Origin of the sequence: Ralstonia sp. UNC404CL21Col (assembly GCF_000620465.1) — a bacterium.
In the GTDB taxonomy this organism is placed as follows: Bacteria; Pseudomonadota; Gammaproteobacteria; order Burkholderiales; family Burkholderiaceae; genus Ralstonia; species Ralstonia flatus.
Genome location: NZ_JIBE01000004.1, coordinates 765,002 through 782,590, shown reverse-complemented (window position 1 = coordinate 782,590; position 17,589 = coordinate 765,002). Strand labels below are relative to the sequence as shown.

The window sequence follows — 17,589 nt, the reverse complement described above, 5'->3', positions numbered from 1 at the left end:
CGGTCAGGCACGGATTTTTTCGGCACTGGCGGCGCGCGCCACCGCGTGCGCTCGGATCTCGTCGGACAGCGCCGTCGAGCGTCGCCGCGCCGGCGTACGCACAGGTTGGTCGGGGCGGGGCGTGTGCACAACGTCCGGTGCGACGGGCGCCTGCACCAGCGCCACAGCGGGCATGGGCGTGGCGGCCGGCACCAGCGTGCGGTACAGCGCGATGTATTCGCGGGCAGGCTGCGACCAGCCGAAGTCGGTCGTCATGCCGTTGTATTGGAGGATGCGCCACGCCTGCGGCTGGGCGAAGACGTGCAGCGCGCGTTCCACTGCGGCGACCATGGCGTCGGCGGTGTCGCCGTCGAACAGGAAACCTGTGGCGCCGTGCATGGCGGCTTCGGGCGAGCCGTGGTCGGTGATGGTGTCCATCAGGCCGCCCACGCGCGAGGCGATCGGCACGGTGCCGTAGCGCATCGAGTAGAGCGGCGTCAGGCCGCACGGCTCGAAGCGGCTGCCATGCAGCAGGATATCGGCGCCGGCGTGCAGCAGGTGGGCATAGGCCTCGGTGTAGCCGATCTTGGCGGCCACCTGGCGGGGATAGCGCGCCGCCAGTTCGGCCATGCCAGTCTCGTATGCGTGTTCACCGCAGCCAAGCACGGCCACCTGCAATTGCGGGTTCGATTCCAGCAGTTGGGGCAGCGCCTGCAACGTCACGTCGGCCATCTTTTGATGCGTCAGGCGGCTGCCCAGGGCCAGCAACGGCGCCTTGGCGTCTTCCGGCAGGCCGAAGCGTTGCTGCAGCACACGCTTGGCGGTGTGCTTGCCGCTCAGGTTGGACGCCACAAATGGCTGCGGCAGCAGGGGATCCTTCGACGGGTTCCACACGTCGTTGTCGATGCCGTTGAGGATGGCGACCAGGTCTTGCTGTCGCGCGCGCAGCAGGTCCTGCATGCCGCAACCCGCCGTGTCGGTCAGGATTTCGCGCGCATAGGCGTGGCTCACCGTGGTGATGCGATCGGCCCACAGGAGGCCCGCCTTCAGGAAGCTGAACTGGCCCCAGAACTCGGCTTCATGCGCCGCATCGGGCGGCACGCCAATGTCCGGCACCACGTGCATCGGGAAATTGCCCTGGAACGCGAGGTTATGGACGGTAAAGACCGTCTTCACCGGCACCTGCGCCCGCTTGACGAACAGCGGCACCAGCCCCGCGTGCCAGTCGTGCGCCTGCACGATGTCGGAGCGATGCACACCCGGCACCCCTGCGGCGACGCGCGCAGCAGCCTGGCTGAACGCCGCGAAGCGCAGGGCGTTGTCTTCATACGGCTCGCCATGTGCATCCAGATACGGATTGCCCGGCCGCGCGAACAGGGCCGGCGCGTCGAACAGCAGGACCGGAATGCCTTGTGCGCCCATGTGCCCGCTCAACAGGCGCGCGCGCCCGCCGGGCAGGTCGGTCCACTCGCACACCGTGCGCGTGTGCTGCAACTGCGTGATGGCGTCGGGATAGCCTGGCAGCATCACGGTGACTTTCATGCCGGCGCGTCGAAGCGCGCTCGCGCACGCTCCGACCATATCTCCGAGTCCGCCGGTCTTGGCCAGCGGCACAGCTTCAGAAGCGACGAAGAGAACGTTCAGCGACAAGGTCATGCTCCCGGGGGAATTCGCCTGCCGGGCCGTCATCCAGCTGCATGAACAGTGGAGGGCGCCGATGCGCGGCGGAGGTTTGCGATCGACCTCCTCGCGCAAGACCTATGCCAGTCAGACAGACGCTGACAAGACGGTGGCTCGTCGCTCACGCCGCCTAGGCCGGACGTGATGTGTGCGCTGCGATAACACGTGCAGCGTGTGCAACCTGCGGGTGCGCTGTGTAATTTCGTCTATGCGCGCAGGCGCACGTTGCTCGCGTGCGGCGCTTCGGGCTGGCGGCGCTCGATTGCCGGGGCAATAGAAAAAAACAATCGGTAAAATCATATCAATCAACTTGTGCAATGCACCGATCGACGATACGATCCACTCCGTTGTCAACCAAGCAACCCAACCGAAAACCACTATGTCGCTGATCAATACTCAAGTCCAACCGTTCAAGGCCCAAGCGTTCCACAACGGCAAGTTCATCGAAGTCACGGATGAGTCGCTCAAGGGCAAGTGGTCCGTGCTGATCTTCATGCCGGCCGCGTTCACCTTCAACTGCCCGACCGAAGTGGAAGACGCAGCGGACAACTACGCTGAATTCCAGAAGGCTGGCGCCGAGGTCTACATCGTCACGACCGACACGCACTTCTCGCACAAGGTGTGGCACGAAACGTCGCCGGCCGTGGGCAAGGCACAGTTCCCGCTGGTGGGTGACCCGACGCACGCGCTGACCAACGCATTCGGCGTGCACATTCCGGAAGAAGGCCTGGCACTGCGCGGCACGTTCGTGATCGACCCGCAAGGCGTGATCAAGACGATGGAAGTGCACGACAACGCCATCGCCCGTGACGTGAAGGAAACCCTGCGCAAGCTCAAGGCTGCCCAGTTCGTCGCCAACAACCCGGGCAACGTGTGCCCGGCCAAGTGGAACGAAGGCGCCAAGACGATCAAGCCGTCGCTCGACCTGGTCGGCAAGATCTAAGTTGTAAGGCTGTTTGCTGCAGAAATGCAGCGAGAAAAAACGGCCGGCTCTGCCGGCCGTTTGCTTAAGGGCGCAGGCACGTGCCGCGCCCTGTCACTGAATCAAAACGAATAAAGGAAGTCGTCATGCTGGATGCTGATGTCAAGGCCCAACTGAAGGCCTACCTCGAACGCCTCGTGCAGCCCATTGAGCTGGTCGCCAACGTCGATGACAGCGAGGGCTCCCGCGACATGATGGACCTGCTGCGCGACGTGGCCGAGCAGTCCAGCATGATCGTGCTGACCGAGCAACGCGATGCCGCCGAGCGCGCACCGTCGTTCCTGATCCGCCGCACCGGCGCCGATGTGAGCGTGCGTTTTGCCGCCATCCCGACCGGCCACGAGTTCACCTCGCTCGTGCTGGCGCTGCTGCAAGTGGGCGGCTATGCGCCCAAGCTGGAAGCCGACGTCATCGAGCAGATTCGCAATATCGAAGGGGATTTCCGCTTCGAGACCTACATGTCGCTCACGTGCCAGAACTGCCCGGACGTGGTTCAGGCGCTGAACGTGATGTCCGTGATCAACCCGCGCATCCAGCACGTCGCCATCGACGGCGCGCTGTATCAGGGCGAAATCGAGGCACGCCAGATCATGGCCGTGCCGACCGTGTTCCTGAACGGCGAGACGTTCGGCACGGGCCGCATGGGCGTGGAAGAAATTCTCGCGAAGATCGACACCGGCGCTGCCGCGCGTGACGCTGAAAAGCTCGCCGCCAAGGAAGCGTTCGATGTGCTGATCGTCGGTGGTGGCCCGGCCGGCGCGGCGGCTGCCGTGTACGCGGCACGCAAGGGCGTGCGCACCGGCGTGGTGGCCGAACGTTTTGGCGGTCAGGTGCTCGACACGCTCGGCATCGAGAACTTCATCTCCGTGCAGGAGACCGAAGGGCCGAAGTTTGCCGCCGCGCTGGAGCAGCACGTGCGCCAGTACGACGTGGACATCATGAACACGCAGCGCGCGGTGAAGCTCACGCCGGCAGACAAGCCGGGCGGCTTTGCCGAGGTGACGCTCGCCAACGGCGCGGTGCTCAAGGGCCGCTCGGTCATCCTGTCGACCGGCGCACGCTGGCGCAACGTCAACGTGCCGGGTGAGCAGGAATACAAGAACAAGGGCGTGGCGTACTGCCCGCACTGCGATGGCCCGCTGTTCAAGGGCAAGCGCGTGGCGGTCATCGGCGGCGGCAACTCGGGCGTGGAAGCGGCCATCGACCTGGCCGGCCTGGTGAGCCACGTCACGCTGCTGGAATTCGCCAGCGAGCTGAAGGCCGATGCCGTGCTGGTGCGCAAGCTGCAAAGCCTGCCGAATGCGACCATCGTCACCAATGCGCAGACCACCGAGATCACCGGTGACGGCCAGAAGGTCAATGGCCTGCGCTACAAGAGCCGCGTCGATGGCGTTGAGCACACGGTCGCGCTGGAAGGCGTGTTCGTGCAGATCGGCCTGGTGCCCAACACCGAATGGCTGGACGGCGCGCTCGAACGCAACCGCTTTGGCGAGATCGTCGTCGACGCACGCGGCCAGACCAGCGCGGAAGGCGTGTTTGCCGCAGGCGATGCGACCACGACGCCGTACAAGCAGATCATCATCGCCACCGGCGATGGCGCGAAGGCCGCACTGTCGGCGTTCGACCATCTGATCCGCGTGCCGCTGGCTGAAGCTGCCTGAAGCTGAACGCAGCCGTACCCGTACCAAGCCGGACTTCGCGATAAGCGGGTCCGGCTTTTTCTTTGGTGCTTCGGCGCTCAGCCGGCAGCCGACTGCAGCGCCTGCGCACGCGCCGCGCACATCTCGACAAGGCGATCGCGCAGCGCACGCCCCGCGCTGTCGAGATCCGGTCGCGCAAACAGCGCCAGCTCCAGCCCCCCGATCTCCGGAAAACCATCCGCAGCGCCGAGCACGCGATGCCCGGCCTGCACCGTGCTGGCCGGCAGCAGGCTCACGCCCAGCCCCGCGCTGACGGCAGCACACAGGCTCGCCAGGCTCGGGCTCGAATACGTGATGCGCCACGGTTGGCCGATCGATTCCAGCGCATGCAGCATCTCCTGCCGATACAGCGCGCCCACTGGAAACACCACCAGCGGCAAGGACGGTTGCGATGGCCCGAGCGGCAGCGTGTGCGGCCGCTCGGCGCTATCGATCCAGCAGACCGGCTCCGCCCAGCGCGCATGGCAGTCGCTGTCCGTCCCCCATTGCTTGACGAGCAGCATGTCGAGATCGCCATTGCGATACAGACGCAGGAGGTGGTGTGAGAGGCCGCTTTCCACTTCCAGCCGCAGCCGGGGGCGCTCGCGCGCAAAGCTCGCGATGAGCGGCATCAGCGCGCCGCTGCCGAGGTCCTCGGGCACGCCGAGCCGCAGCACGCCCCCGGTGTGTTCTGGGCTGAGCGCCTCGCTCGCTTCGTTGGCCAGGCGCAGCAGACGGCGGGCGTAGCCGAGCAGCCGATCGCCTTCTTCGGTCGGCAGCACCTGGCGCTGGCTGCGGTCGAGCAGGCGACAGTCCAACTGCTGCTCCAGCCGCAGGATCTGCTGGCTGACCGTCGACTGCGTCAGATGCAGATGCTCCGCCGCCCGGGTGAAGTTGCCCGTATCCACGACCGTGACAAAGCTGCGCAGCAAGACGAGATCAATCATTTGAAAATCCACTGAAGATCATTTCACTATTTAATTTGAACATGTTTAGGGGCGCAACCATAATCGACCCGCAATTTCGTCTGTGGAGAACCTCGATGTCCGATGAGCAGTACATGCGTGAGGCGGTGGAGCTGGCGCGCGGCAACGTCAACGCCGGTGGGCTGCCGTTTGGCGCGGTGCTCGTGCGCGACGGCAAGATCGTTGCCCGTACCGTGAACGAGGTGCGCGCCACCCACGACCCGACCGCCCATGCCGAAATGCAGGCGATCCGCCAGGCAAGCCTTGCGCTGGCTACGCCGGACTTGCGCGGCGCGGTGATGTACGCGAGCGGCCATCCATGCCCGATGTGCTTTGCCGCGATGCGCCGCTGCGGCATTCGCACGGCGTACTTTGCGTATTCGAACGAAGATGGCGAGCCATTCGGCATGTCGACCGCCGCCCTGTATGCCGAGATGCGCCGAGCACCGGAGCACGGCGAGCTGCAACTGCATTCGTGCCGGCCGACGGGCGAGCAGGGCCTCTACGAAGCATGGCAGGCACGTCAAGCGTGAGTGACGTGGCCGCACAGGGCACCGCCGCCGACGCGTCACCTCAAGCCGCGGCTCCGTCGATGCGCGCTGATGCCGGTTGGCTCGGCGTGGTGGTCGTGGTTGCGCTTGGGATGAACTTGCGGCCGATTCTCACGACCATCGGGCCGCTGCTGGCAGAAATTCGCGCGGGCACGGGGCTCGGCTTGCAGGGCGCTTCGCTGCTGACCGTGATTCCCGTGCTGTGCATGGGCAGCGTCGCCCTGTTCCTGCCCTGGCTTGCGCGCTGGTTGCCCGAGCATCGCGGTGTGGCATGCAGTCTGCTGGCCATTGCGGGCGCATGCGTGTGGCGCCTGTGGGCCGGGCACGGCGCCGCGTTGATCGCAAGCGCCGCGCTGGCCGGCACCGGCGTGGCAATTGTCCAGGCGCTGGTACCGGGCCTCGTCAAGCGATGGTTTCCGCAGCGTGTGCCGATGGCGCTGGGTTTGTATTCAGCATCGCTGATGGCCGGCGGCGGCATCGCGGCGACGCTCAGCCCGCGCATTACACACATCGCAGATTGGCATGTCGGTCTCGGCGTGTGGGCGCTGCCGGCGCTGGCAGCCTTCGTGTTGTGGACGACAGCCCGCCCGCGTGATGCCGCCGCACCCGCGCAGCGCGGACCAGTGCTCAATTTCTTCGGCAACCGGCGCGCATGGCTGCTGGCCATCTACTTTGGCGCGGCCAACGGCGGCTACACCAGCATGATCGCGTGGCTGCCGATGTTCTACCGTCAGCTCGGCTGGAGCGCGCAGGACGCAGGCAGCCTGATCGGCCTGATGACGATCTTCCAGGTGATCGGCGCATTGGCTGCACCGCTGCTTGCGCGCCGCTGGCCCGATCGGCGCCCGTGGCTGGCGATCGTGCTGGTCTTGCAGCTCATCGGCATGGTCGGCTTGCTGCTCGCGCCGCAAACCGGCACCACGCTGTGGGTGGCGCTCATTGGCGGTGGGCTGGGGTCGATGTTCTCGCTGTGCCTGACGCTCACGCTGGACCACCTGCCCGATGCGCGCGCTGCCGGTTACTTGGCAGCGTTCGTGCAAGGCATCGGCTTCATCATCACGGGGATCATTCCCTACGCAGTCGGCTGGCTGCGCGAGCTGACGGGCGGTTTCCAGCTGCCGTGGGCGCTGCTGATTGCCATCGTGATCGCGTCGATGGTAACGACGTTGCGCTTTGCCCCCAGCGGCTACGCCCGCGCGATCGGGCCGGTGTAACGCGCGCCCTGCGCAGGTGACCACGCCCCAGGAGGGGCCTTTCACGGTCCGCAAAGAAAACGCTTGTAATGCGAATCATTCGCATTTATAGTGTGTCCATCGACAGCGCTGCAGCCGATGGATCCGCTCCCCGGGGCACATCTTCCAAGGCACGGCGCATCGAACCGAATTTCGCTGCGCGCCCGCTGCTTCATGGGCCGGCGCCCGGCAACCGATCTTTTGTGGGGACCGCTCTGACACACAGAGCGTTTGGCAGTAGCAAGCCGCCCGACAGTCGGGAAAGCACTCAGACCCCGCTTTCCCGACTGCGACTTTCCGGGCTGCCAGCCATGCCGTTTTTTTTCTTCAAGAACTCAGCGACCGGCGTGCATGCGTGCAACGTTGCCGTTTTGGGTTCTCGCCCGCTGTAACGCCCCGCCTGCTGTACCCAAATCTCGCCCCAACGAACGCCATGCCAAACTCGACCGACCTGCGCCGGGCGGGGCTTAAAGCCACGTCGCCGCGCGTCAAGATTCTGGAAATCCTCACCGCCGGTACGGAACAAGGCCGTCACCTGAGCGCAGAAGATGTGTACCGCCAGTTGCTCACGTCGGAACTCGACATCGGCATCTCGACGGTTTATCGCGTGCTCAATCAGCTGGTGGATGCCGGCGTGCTGCTGCGCCATACGTTCGAAGCCGGTCATGCGGTGTATGAGCTGAACGAGGGTGCGCATCACGATCACCTGATCTGCCTGACGTGCGGTCGCGTGGAAGAGTTTCACGACGACGCCATCGAGTCGCGGCAGGAGCGCGTGGCCAACGAGCGCGGCTTCGTGCTGCGCGATCACGCGCTGGCGCTCTACGGCGTTTGCCCGGCGTGTCAGGCGACTGCGGGCGTGGCCGGCGCGATTGGGTTGAATGCGTGATGTGACCCGGTAACTTGCTGAAACAGTATCGACGGGATCATGGCGAAACTCACCGCGCGCTCGGGGTTCCAACTCCCTGTTATTCAGGAGATGCCGATGCAACGCCGTCTGAAGTCCGAAGATGAACTCAAGGCCTTGCTGGCCCGCTGCGTCCAGCAACATCCCGAATGCGCACAGTGCCAACTGCGCGCGATGTGCATTCACCGCCCCGATCACACCGGCTGCAATTGGAGCGCCGAGTTTGATTTTCCCGTGGACGACGATGCCGCCGCCATTCGCGGCCTGTCCGTCGCCAAGCGCCTGCTGACCCGCGCCCGCACGCAGTACAACGTGGTGCCGGCCCGGTAACCGCGCTGCTTATCCCTTCGCCTGGCGGGAGATCCGCTCCAGCAGCGCGCGTGCGCTTTCGCCGTGCCCCTGCTGTGCCAGCAGGCGCGCATTCAGCACGAGATTCTCGAGGACCAGCTTGGCGATGCTCGCGGTGAGCGAGACGATCACCTCGTCCTGGCTGAAGTGGGCATTTTCCATTTGCGTCAGCTGGCGCGACACCAGCTTGCAGACCAGGTCTCGCAACATCTGCTCGTCGAAGGGCAGGTTGGCGAAATCCACCGGGTCTTCCTTCTCGACTTCCGCAATCAACTGGACCAGCAGCTCTTCGGTCATGACGCGTCCCCCGTTCAGGTTTGGACCAGTCTACGCCTGCGTTGCGCAAAAACAAAACGGGCCCGCGTGATGCGAGCCCGTGAGTGTTGTGGCGTTGCGTCGGCTGTTATTTGCGCCGCACGAAGTGGATCGGCTGTTCGGCCGGCGCGGCGGATGCCGATTCACCCGAGGCGCAGCCGCTGCAACCGCTGCCGCATGCGCTGCCCGACAGCGGATCGGAGTGGCAGGAAGGCGACTCGCCCGGCGTGAGCAAGCGCTGCCCGAAGGCGCGCATCCAGCCCGGCCGCGACGGCCGATCACACCAGCCTGCCACGCGCGCCGCCGTGCGGGCGCGCATCGCTGGCGCATAGCGGCCGGTCAGCGACAACGCGCTCAGCGCCACGACGGTGGCGACAACGCCGGTTTCGACAACGTGGTACACGCTCATGTCAGCACCCGTGCGATCTGGTAGGTGGCGAAAGCGGCCAGGTAGGCCAGCGCGAAAAGGTAGCCGGCGGTGCCCGCCATGACCTTCCACGAGTTGGTCTCGCGGCGGATGGTGGCCAGCGTCGAGATGCACTGCGGCGCGTAGACGTACCAAGCCAGGAAGGCCAATGCCGTGGCCAGCGACCATTGCTGCGAGATGATCGGCGCCAGCTGCGCAGCCGCATCTTCATGCGTTGCCGACAGCGAGTACACCGTCGCCAGCGCGCCCACGGCCACCTCACGTGCGGCCATGCCCGGGATCAGCGCAATACACATCTGCCACGTGAAGCCGATCGGCGCGAACACGACTTCAAGCGCACGGCCGATCATCCCGGCAAAGCTGTAATCGATGGCCGGCAGCGTGGCGTTGGCCGGCGGTGCCGGGAACGTCGAAAGGAACCACAGCACCACCATCATCTTGAGGATGACCGTGCCGATGCGGCGCAGGAAAATGCGCGCCCGTTCGACGAGGCCGACGATCAGGTTGCGCACGCTGGGCAGACGGTACGACGGCAATTCGAGAATGAGCGGGTGCTCGTTGCGATCGCGCTTCAGGTACTTGAGCACATAGGCCACGACCAGCGCCGACACGATGCCCGCCATGTACAGTCCGAACAGCACCAGCCCCTGCAGATTGAACAGGCCCCACACCTGCCGCACCGGGATGAACGCGCCGATCAGCAGCGCATACACGGGCAGCCGCGCCGAGCAGGTCATCAGCGGCGCCACGAGAATTGTCACCAGGCGGTCGCGCGGATCCTGAATCGTGCGCGTGGCCATCACGCCGGGAATCGCGCACGCGAAACTCGACAGCAACGGAATGAACGAGCGCCCCGACAACCCCGCGCCCGCCATCAACCGGTCGAGCAGGAAGGCCGCGCGCGGCAAATAGCCCGATTCTTCCAGCGACAGGATGAAGAAGAACAGGATCAGGATCTGCGGCAGGAACACCAGCACGCTGCCCGTGCCGGCGATGATGCCGTTGACCAGCAGGCTCTTGAGCATGCCGTCGGGCATGACGTTGCCGACCCACACGCCCACGGCTTCCACGGCACCCTGGATGCCGTCCATGAGCGGCTGCGCCCACGAGAACACCGCCTGGAACATGAAGAACATCAGCACGGCCAGCAGCATCAGGCCCAGCACCGGGTGCAGGACGATGCGGTCGAGCCGGTCGTCCAGCTCGGCCGTGCTGCGTGGCATGGTCACGGCGGTATCGAGCAGGCGCTTCACTTCGACGTGCGGATCTGCATCGGCCGGTAGCCCGACCGGCACGGCCGGCAGCTGTTCGTGATCGATATGGGCGACAAGGTCGGCCGCGCCATTGCGTTTGATGGCCACGGTCTGCACCACGGGTACGCCGAGGGCGGCTTCCAGCTTGGCGCGGTCGATGCGGATGCCGCGCCGCTCGGCCGCATCGACCATGTTCAGCGCCAGCACCATCGGCAAGCCGAGGCGCTGCAGTTCCAGCACGAAGCGCAGGTGCAGTCGGAGGTTGGTGGCGTCGACCACGCAGATCAGCATGTCGGGGCGCGACTCGCCGCGGAACGTGCCAAGGCAGATATCGCGCGTGATGGCCTCGTCCGGGCTGGTGGCGACCAGGCTGTAGGCGCCGGGCAGATCGAGAATCTGCACATGGCGGCCCGACGGGGCGGTAAAGCGGCCTTCCTTGCGCTCGACCGTCACGCCCGCATAGTTGGCGACCTTCTGGCGGCTGCCCGTCAGCAGGTTGAACAGCGCGGTCTTGCCGCAGTTGGGGTTGCCCACCAGGGCAACGCGCAATGCGGGGGTGGAAGCGGAGGAGGAAGAAGCGTGCATCTGCATGAAGCCGGATAAGCGGAGCCGTAAAGCTGCGGCAATGGGAGGCGGGCTATGCCGCCTCGCGCACCTTTGCGGGCGGGGCCGTTTCGGGCGCGGTGATGGCGGCGGCGGGTTGCGTGGCCGGTTCGGCGTGCACGCGCACGCGGGCAGCCTCCTGGCGGCGCAGTGCAAAGCGGGTAAAGCCCACCTGCACGACGAGCGGGTCGCCGCCGAAAGGACCGACGGCCACCACGCGCACCTCTTCGCCCGTCACGAACCCGAGTTCGCGCAGGCGTTGGCTGATGGGATCGGCGGGTTCACGGTCTTCAACGTGATCCACCACCGCCGTCGCCCGGCGGGAAAGCTCGGAAAGCCGCATCGTGCGTGATCGTTAACTTAACGTGGTACAGCAAAGAAGCTAAATGCGAATCGTTTTCATTATAACGCAACATCCCATGTGACGGGCTGCGGCACCTGGTCGCCAGGATGGATATTTCGGAGGACGGTTGTTACGGATCCGGGCGTTGTGCGGAAGGCACACGCGGAAGGGGCGAGCGACCAAATCCGCTGCCCATGCAGGGTTTTTCCCAAATTACCCTATCCTGGGTATTGGCCTGACCGGGGGCCTTGCCTATCCTTCAACTGCGCTGAACTTCCCCGTTCAAAGCGTATTCTTGAAGCCACCGGATACCGCTATCCGGTGGCTTTTTCTATGGGCGCGTGCCCCGCGCAGCGACCTGCTCCAAGCGGTGCCCATGCTGCAGCCCTGGACGTGCATCGCGGTCGGCCAAGGCAGCGGCAACGACAGTTGGCGCGCCACACTGCATACACTGCCATCACCCCTCGCGCGGCCTGCCACGCCGATTTGCGGCCGGGTCGACTACAGACTATCCACAAGTTGCGTGCGATAGGAATTGCAAGCAAAATGCTTGCGCACTGCGTCAGCCGTCAGCCGGCACGATGCCGCAACTGCATCGTGCGCCGAGGGATGGTCCTTGAGCCGCGCATCGTGCAACCGCAGAGTGCATCCGCTCTCCACATAAGGCTCTACCGGTCATTCAAGTGCCGAAGCACGCTCTCTTTCCCACCACGTTGCGCGGCCGCTTGCTCGCCTTGGCCGCGGTGGCCGCCTTGCCGGCCATCGTCGTGGCGATTGCCGGTGTGGCGCTTTACCGTGACCGGCTCAATGACCACCTTGCCCAGCACCTGACCCACGAAACGGAGGCCGCCGCGGCGCGCGTCGGCATGGTGCTCTCCAACGCCAATACGCTTCTCTCGGTGGTGCTTGCCGACGATTCGGCGCTGCGCATGGAGCCGCAAGAGTGCAGCAGCTTCGTCAACCGCGTCTTCCATAACCAGAGCGAACTCGCGAACCTCGGCATCATCGATGTGCACCGCAAGCTGGTATGCACGCCGGACACAGCGAAGCTTGGCATCGATCTGTCGGACCGGCCTTACCTGAACGAGATCCTGGCGACGGGGCGGTCTTCCTTGTCGACGTTCGTGACCGGGCGCGCCTCCAGCCAGGCGGTCCTGATTTTGGCGCGGCCGATGGCAGGCGGCGACGGCGCCATCCGCGGCGTGGCGTATGCGGCCGTACGGCAAAGCGCGCTGATTGCGGCCGCCATTGAAGGCGTGCCGGAAGCGCCGGTCTATCTGGTGGATGCGGACGGCAACGTGCTCTCGAATCACGGCACCTTGGCTGCGGCGCAAGTGCCGGCCGTTGTGCGCGGGCCGCTCCTGGCTTCGGCGGGGCAGCAGCCCGGCGAGCCGCTGCTGCTGGACGACACCGACGGCGTGCGCCGCGCCTACGCCGCCATGGTGGTGCCGCATGCTGCCGGCGGGCATCTGCGCATCGTGCGCGGCGTGGATGCCACCGACATCGTTCGCCAGCAGCGCAACGTGACGCTGGCCGGCGGGGGCGCCATTCTGCTGATGGTCGTGATGCTGCTCGCGCTGATCCAGATGGCGCTGCGGCGGATGGTCATGCCGCGCATCGACGCGCTCGTCGACGCCGCGCGCCACTACGCAACCGGCGATTTTTCGGCGCGCGTGCCCGAGCACGGCGCCTCGCGCGATGAACTCTCGCTGCTGGAGCGCACCTTCAACGAAATGCGCGCCGCCATCCAGCGCCACGACGCCACGGTCCACCGCCTGACCGAACGCTTCCAGCGCGTGGCGCGCGCGACCAACGACTGGATCTTCGACTGGGATATCGCGACCGGCGAATCCTGGGCCAACGCCAGCCTGCATCGGCTGCTGGGCAGCGATGCCCTGCTCGGCCAGGGCGACGACGATGGCACCGGGGGCGGCACCTCGCGCACGCTGACCTTCCACCAGTTCGTACATCCGGACGATGTCGATGCCTTCGCCCAGGACCTGCGCGCCGTACTGAATTCGGACCGTGACAGCTGGCAGCACGTCTGCCGAGTGATCGACGCCAATCGCGCCACGCGCACGGTGGAAATTCGCGCGAGCCTGTATCGCGATCAGGACGGCCGCGCCGTGCGCATGGTCGGCGGGGTGACCGACATCTCGCAGCGCTCCGCGATCGAGCAGGAACTGCGCAGCAGCGAAGCGAACCTGAGCGTGGCGGAGCAGATTGCGCTCCTCGGCAGTTGGCGCTGGGATGTGCTGCGTGACTCGACGACATGGTCGTCGGGCATGTACGTGTTGACGGGCATGCCGCCCGGTGCGCCGCCGGCCTTCGCCCAGCAGGCGCAGTTCTTTACCGCCGACAGCTATAACCGTCTGCGCGATGCCGCGAGCCGCGCCGTAACCGAAGGAGAGCCGTACTCGCTGGAGCTGGAGATGATCCGCCGCGACGGTGAGCACCGCTGGGTGCTTTCGCGCGGCAACATCGAGCGCAACGAGCGCGACGAGGTCATCGCGCTGTTCGGCACCATGCAGGACATCACCGAGCGGCGTGAATCCGACGAGCAGCTGCGCCTGCTGCGCCGCGTGGTCGAATCGGTGCCGTCGGGCATTACCGTGGCCGACGCACAGGAGCCTGACCTGCCGATCGTGTATGTGAACCCCGGCTTCGAGCGCATGACGGGGTATCGCGCAGAAGAAGTGCTGGGCCGCAACGCGCGCTTCCTGCATTCGTCCGAGCCTGGGCAGCCCGCGCTGAACGAGGTGCGGACCGCGCTGCGCGACGAGAGCGAGATCCGCGTGCTGCTGCGCAATTTCCGCAAGGACGGCCACGCGTTCCTGAACAACTTCCTGCTCTCGCCGGTGCGCGACGCCAAGGGCGCGGTGACGCACTACGTCGGCATCCAGGATGACGTGACCGAGCAAGAGATGACGCGCACGCGCCTGGCCCAGCACGCCACCATCGACCCCCTCACGGGGCTGCCCAACCGCACGCTGCTAGCCGACCGGGTGCAGCAGTCGGTGGAAATGGCCGCCCGCCAGCGCAGCCGCTTCTATGTCGCGCTCGTCAATATCGATCGTTTCAAGGTCGTCAACGACAGCCTCGGCCACCTGCTGGGCGACGAGGTGCTGCGCCGGGTGGCCGAGCGCCTGCGCGATGCCGCCGATACGGTGGACACCGTTGCACGCTTTGGCGGCGACGTGTTTGCATTGGTGATCTCGCACGCCGGTTCGCGCGGCGTCGACTTCGGCTTTGATCTGTTTGCCGAGCCGGTGCGTGTGGAAGGGCACGAGGTGTTCGTGACGGCAAGCATCGGCGTGGCCGAATACCCGGCGCACGGCGCCGACGCCGATAGCCTCATCCGCCATGCCGAAATGGCGATGTACTACGCCAAACAGAACGGCCGCAACCGCCTGGAATTCTTCGCGCCGGAAATGGATATCGGCGTGTCGTACCGGCTGAATCTGGAGCACCAGATTCGTGCTGCGCTGGAGCAGGGCCAGTTCCGCTTGCTGTACCAGCCACAGATCGACACCAAAACCGGCCGCGTGTGCGGGCTGGAAGCGCTGATTCGCTGGATTCACCCGACGCGCGGATTGCTGCCGCCGGCTGCGTTCATTCCGGTGGCCGAAGAGAGCGGGCTGATCGTCGAGATCGGCAACTGGGTCTTGACCGAAGCCGCGCAGCAACGCGCCGAATGGCACAAGCGCGGCCTGGCTGATGACCTGACGCTCGCGGTGAACGTGTCGCCGCTGCAGTTCAAGCGCGGCACCGTGCTGCCGACGCTGCTCAAGCTGCAGCGCCAGTACGGCCTCGGCTCCGGCTTCCTTGAATTGGAAGTGACCGAGTCGATGCTGATGGAAGGCACCGAGCGCACCATTGAAGACCTCACGGCCATTCGCCAGCTTGGCGTGCGCATTGCCATCGACGATTTCGGCACGGGGTATTCGAGCCTGGCGTATCTGAAGCGCTTGCCGATCGACCTCATCAAGATCGACCGCGCCTTCGTCAAGGACATCGATCGCGATTCCAACGATGCTGCCATCTGCACGACCGTCGTGGTGCTCGCCCACAACCTTGGCGTGAAGGTGTGTGCCGAAGGCGTGGAAGATGCTGCGCAATCGGCCTTCCTGGCCTCCCACCAATGCGACGTGCTGCAGGGCTATTACTTCAGCGAGCCGCTGTTGCCTGAGGCGGTGACGGCCTTGCTGGAACGCGACACGCGCTTCACCGTGTAAGGCAGCGCTGCCGCTGCGGCGCTACGCGCGGAACACGGCGATGGCGTGCTTCAGGTCTTCCGACTGGCGGGCCAGCACCGACGTGGCGGCCGCCGCTTCTTCCACCAGCGTGGCGTTCTGCTGCGTAACCCCATCGAGCTGCGAAACCGACGCATTGATCTGCGCAATGCCGCTGCTCTGCTCGCGCGAGCTGGCGGAGATTTCCGACATGAGCTGCGTGACGGTCTGCACCGATTGCACGATCTGCGTCATGGTGGCGCCGGCCTTGTGGACGAGATCAACGCCGTCGCGCACGGACTGGTCGGATGCGCGGATGATCTCCTTGCTCTGTGCGGCGGCCTGCGCGCTGCGTTGAGCGAGACTGCGCACCTCGCCGGCAACGACTGCAAAGCCCCGGCCTTCTTCGCCCGCGCGGGCGGCTTCCACCGCGGCGTTCAGCGCAAGGATGTTGGTCTGGAACGCGATGCTTTCGATGGTGGCGATGATCTCGGTCACGCGCTGGCTGTCGGCGCGGATGGCGTCCATGGTTTGCACCACGCGCTGCACGACCTGGCCGCCGTCGGCCGCGATCGTGGAGGCCTCTTCGGCGAGGGCGCTGGCGGCACGGGCGTGGTCGGCATTCTGCGCGACCATCGATGTCAGCTCCTCCATGCTCGATGCGGTTTCTTCCAGCGCGGCGGCCTGCTGCTCGGTACGGGCGGAGAGGTCATGGTTGCCGGCGGAAATCTGCAGCGTGCTGTGCGCGACGTTGGCGGCGCCGTCCTGGATGTCGCGCACGATCGACGACAGGCTTGCGCGCATGGTGCCCATGGCGCGCATGACTTCGCCCAGCTCGTCGCTGGAGCGGACTTCGACCACGGTGGTCAGGTCGCCGGCGGCCAGTCGCGTGGCAAGCGTGGCGGCTTCTTCCAGCGGTCGGATCAGCGTGCGTGCAAGCAGCACGCCTGACATCGTCGCCAGCCCGGCGCAACCCACGCCGGTGAGCCACAGCCAGTCGCGGCTGAACACGAGCCACGCTGCGCCATGCAGATCGGCGGCTTCCAGCGCGATGTGCGCCCATCCCGTGCCGATCAGGATGGCCGATGCAATCAGCGTCTGCAGCCCGATCACCTTGAAGCGCAGGCTGTCGATCTGGAACAGATTGACGGCGCGCCGCCATCCCGTGCGCAGAATGCGGCCCGCGCGCACGGTGTACGACGTGTCGCCTTCGTTGATGGCGGTATAGGCGCGTTGCGCGCGCGCGATCTGCGCAGGCGTCGCCATGGAACGCACCGACGTATAGCCGACCACCACGTTGTTCTGAAACACCGGCGTCACGTTGGCCAGCACCCAGTAGAAGCCGCCGTCCTTGCGGCGGTTCTTGACGAAGCCGCGCCACGCCTTGCCGGCTTGCAGCGTGGCCCACAAATCGGCGAAGGCGGCTTCGGGCATGTCGGGGTGGCGCACGAGATTGTGGGGCGCACCGACCAGCTCTTCCTGCGTGTAGCCGCTGATGCGCACGAACGCCGGATTGGCGAAGACGATGCGGCCTTTGAGATCGGTGCGGGAGATGAGGTAGTCCGTCGGGTTGAGGGCGGTTTCGGCTGGGGTGACCGGCAGGTTCTTGCGCATGGTGGTGCCGCGCTTCGTGGGCGCGGAGTATCGGAAGGAGGCGTGAGCTTGAAAGGCTCGCTGTCCTTCTTTGCATCGGCATGCTGCGGGCGGCCTAAAGGTGATGCCGGCGCCGCGAGTTGATCTGGATCAAATTCCGGGCGCGGCGCAGATTGGCATGGCCGTTGCTACGTTGCTGGCAATGCGCCGTCCAGGCGCTGCAGATGGAGGAACGAGTGCACAAGATCTGTGGAGACGTTGAAATCGTCCCGCGCGTGGTGCCTGCCGGCGGGCGGGGCTGGGAGGCACGCGTGGAGGTGGTGTTTCGCGGGGCCGAAGGGCAATCGTTGTCGGGCTCGCAGCCGGTGCGGCCCGGATGCACCTTCGGCTCGCCGCGCGAAGCGATGGACGCGGCGCTGCTGCACGGGCAGCGCCTGTTGCGGGAGTGGGTGAGGGGCACCACACCCCAGGCAGAAGTCGCGACCTGACGCGACGCGAAG

At 65.9% G+C, this 17,589-nt stretch carries 15 protein-coding genes; 8 read left to right on the top strand and 7 right to left on the bottom strand.

From position 1 onward, the window contains the following. Positions 1-3: 3 nt before the first annotated feature. Positions 4-1,635 carry a glycogen synthase GlgA gene (gene glgA / locus N511_RS0111615; protein ID WP_027679444.1) on the bottom strand — a complete coding sequence of 544 codons (1,632 nt, stop codon included), beginning with the start codon at positions 1,633-1,635 and terminating at the stop codon, positions 4-6. Positions 1,636-2,038: 403 nt separating this feature from the next. Between glgA and ahpC the strand changes: the two genes are divergently transcribed. Next, positions 2,039-2,602, top strand: a complete 564-nt coding sequence (gene ahpC / locus N511_RS0111610; protein ID WP_004627987.1) for an alkyl hydroperoxide reductase subunit C — start codon at positions 2,039-2,041, stop codon at positions 2,600-2,602. Between the two features lie 125 nt (positions 2,603-2,727). Then, positions 2,728-4,302 carry an alkyl hydroperoxide reductase subunit F gene (gene ahpF, locus N511_RS0111605; RefSeq protein ID WP_012430076.1) on the top strand — a complete coding sequence of 525 codons (1,575 nt, stop codon included), beginning with the start codon at positions 2,728-2,730 and terminating at the stop codon, positions 4,300-4,302. Positions 4,303-4,379: 77 nt separating this feature from the next. Here ahpF and N511_RS0111600 read toward each other — a convergent pair whose 3' ends face one another. Then, positions 4,380-5,267: a LysR family transcriptional regulator gene (locus tag N511_RS0111600; RefSeq protein WP_012430077.1), complete on the bottom strand. Its 888-nt coding sequence runs from the start codon at positions 5,265-5,267 to the stop codon at positions 4,380-4,382. 95 nt (positions 5,268-5,362) lie between these two features. Here N511_RS0111600 and N511_RS0111595 point away from each other — a divergent pair, with 95 nt between their 5' ends. From N511_RS0111595 to N511_RS0111580, 4 genes are all read left to right on the top strand, one after another. Continuing rightward, entirely contained in the window at positions 5,363-5,818 is a 456-nt protein-coding gene (locus N511_RS0111595; protein WP_027679443.1) for a nucleoside deaminase, read from the top strand. Beyond that, positions 5,797-7,050: a CynX/NimT family MFS transporter gene (locus tag N511_RS0111590; protein WP_197032044.1), complete on the top strand. Its 1,254-nt coding sequence runs from the start codon at positions 5,797-5,799 to the stop codon at positions 7,048-7,050. Before N511_RS0111595 ends, N511_RS0111590 begins: the two co-directional genes overlap by 22 nt. Positions 7,051-7,501: 451 nt before the next feature. After that, positions 7,502-7,957 carry a ferric iron uptake transcriptional regulator gene (fur, locus tag N511_RS0111585; RefSeq protein WP_027679441.1) on the top strand — a complete coding sequence of 152 codons (456 nt, stop codon included), beginning with the start codon at positions 7,502-7,504 and terminating at the stop codon, positions 7,955-7,957. 96 nt (positions 7,958-8,053) lie between these two features. After that, positions 8,054-8,305 (top strand): hypothetical protein, encoded by a 252-nt coding sequence (locus N511_RS0111580; RefSeq protein WP_027679440.1) that lies wholly within the window; start codon positions 8,054-8,056, stop codon positions 8,303-8,305. 9 nt (positions 8,306-8,314) lie between these two features. Here N511_RS0111580 and N511_RS0111575 read toward each other — a convergent pair whose 3' ends face one another. The 4 genes from N511_RS0111575 to N511_RS0111560 form a co-directional block, all read right to left on the bottom strand. Next, entirely contained in the window at positions 8,315-8,620 is a 306-nt protein-coding gene (locus N511_RS0111575; protein ID WP_004627974.1) for a hypothetical protein, read from the bottom strand. Positions 8,621-8,726: 106 nt separating this feature from the next. Then, positions 8,727-9,047 (bottom strand): DUF6587 family protein, encoded by a 321-nt coding sequence (locus tag N511_RS0111570; protein ID WP_027679439.1) that lies wholly within the window; start codon positions 9,045-9,047, stop codon positions 8,727-8,729. Next, entirely contained in the window at positions 9,044-10,909 is a 1,866-nt protein-coding gene (gene feoB / locus N511_RS0111565; RefSeq protein ID WP_027679438.1) for a ferrous iron transport protein B, read from the bottom strand. Before feoB ends, N511_RS0111570 begins: the two co-directional genes overlap by 4 nt. 46 nt (positions 10,910-10,955) lie before the next feature. Further along, positions 10,956-11,264, bottom strand: a complete 309-nt coding sequence (locus N511_RS0111560; RefSeq protein ID WP_027679437.1) for a FeoA family protein — start codon at positions 11,262-11,264, stop codon at positions 10,956-10,958. Between the two features lie 683 nt (positions 11,265-11,947). Between N511_RS0111560 and N511_RS0111555 the strand changes: the two genes are divergently transcribed. Further along, positions 11,948-15,499 (top strand): EAL domain-containing protein, encoded by a 3,552-nt coding sequence (locus N511_RS0111555; RefSeq protein ID WP_027679436.1) that lies wholly within the window; start codon positions 11,948-11,950, stop codon positions 15,497-15,499. 21 nt (positions 15,500-15,520) lie between these two features. On the opposite strand, the gene N511_RS0111550 is transcribed toward N511_RS0111555, so the two are convergent. Further along, complete coding sequence (locus N511_RS0111550) at positions 15,521-17,110, bottom strand: methyl-accepting chemotaxis protein (protein WP_027679435.1); 1,590 nt, start codon at positions 17,108-17,110, stop codon at positions 15,521-15,523. A 215-nt stretch (positions 17,111-17,325) separates the two neighbouring features. Here N511_RS0111550 and N511_RS0111545 point away from each other — a divergent pair, with 215 nt between their 5' ends. After that, on the top strand, positions 17,326-17,577 hold the full coding sequence (locus N511_RS0111545) for a hypothetical protein (protein ID WP_027679434.1): 252 nt from the start codon (positions 17,326-17,328) through the stop codon (positions 17,575-17,577). Positions 17,578-17,589 lie beyond the last annotated feature (12 nt).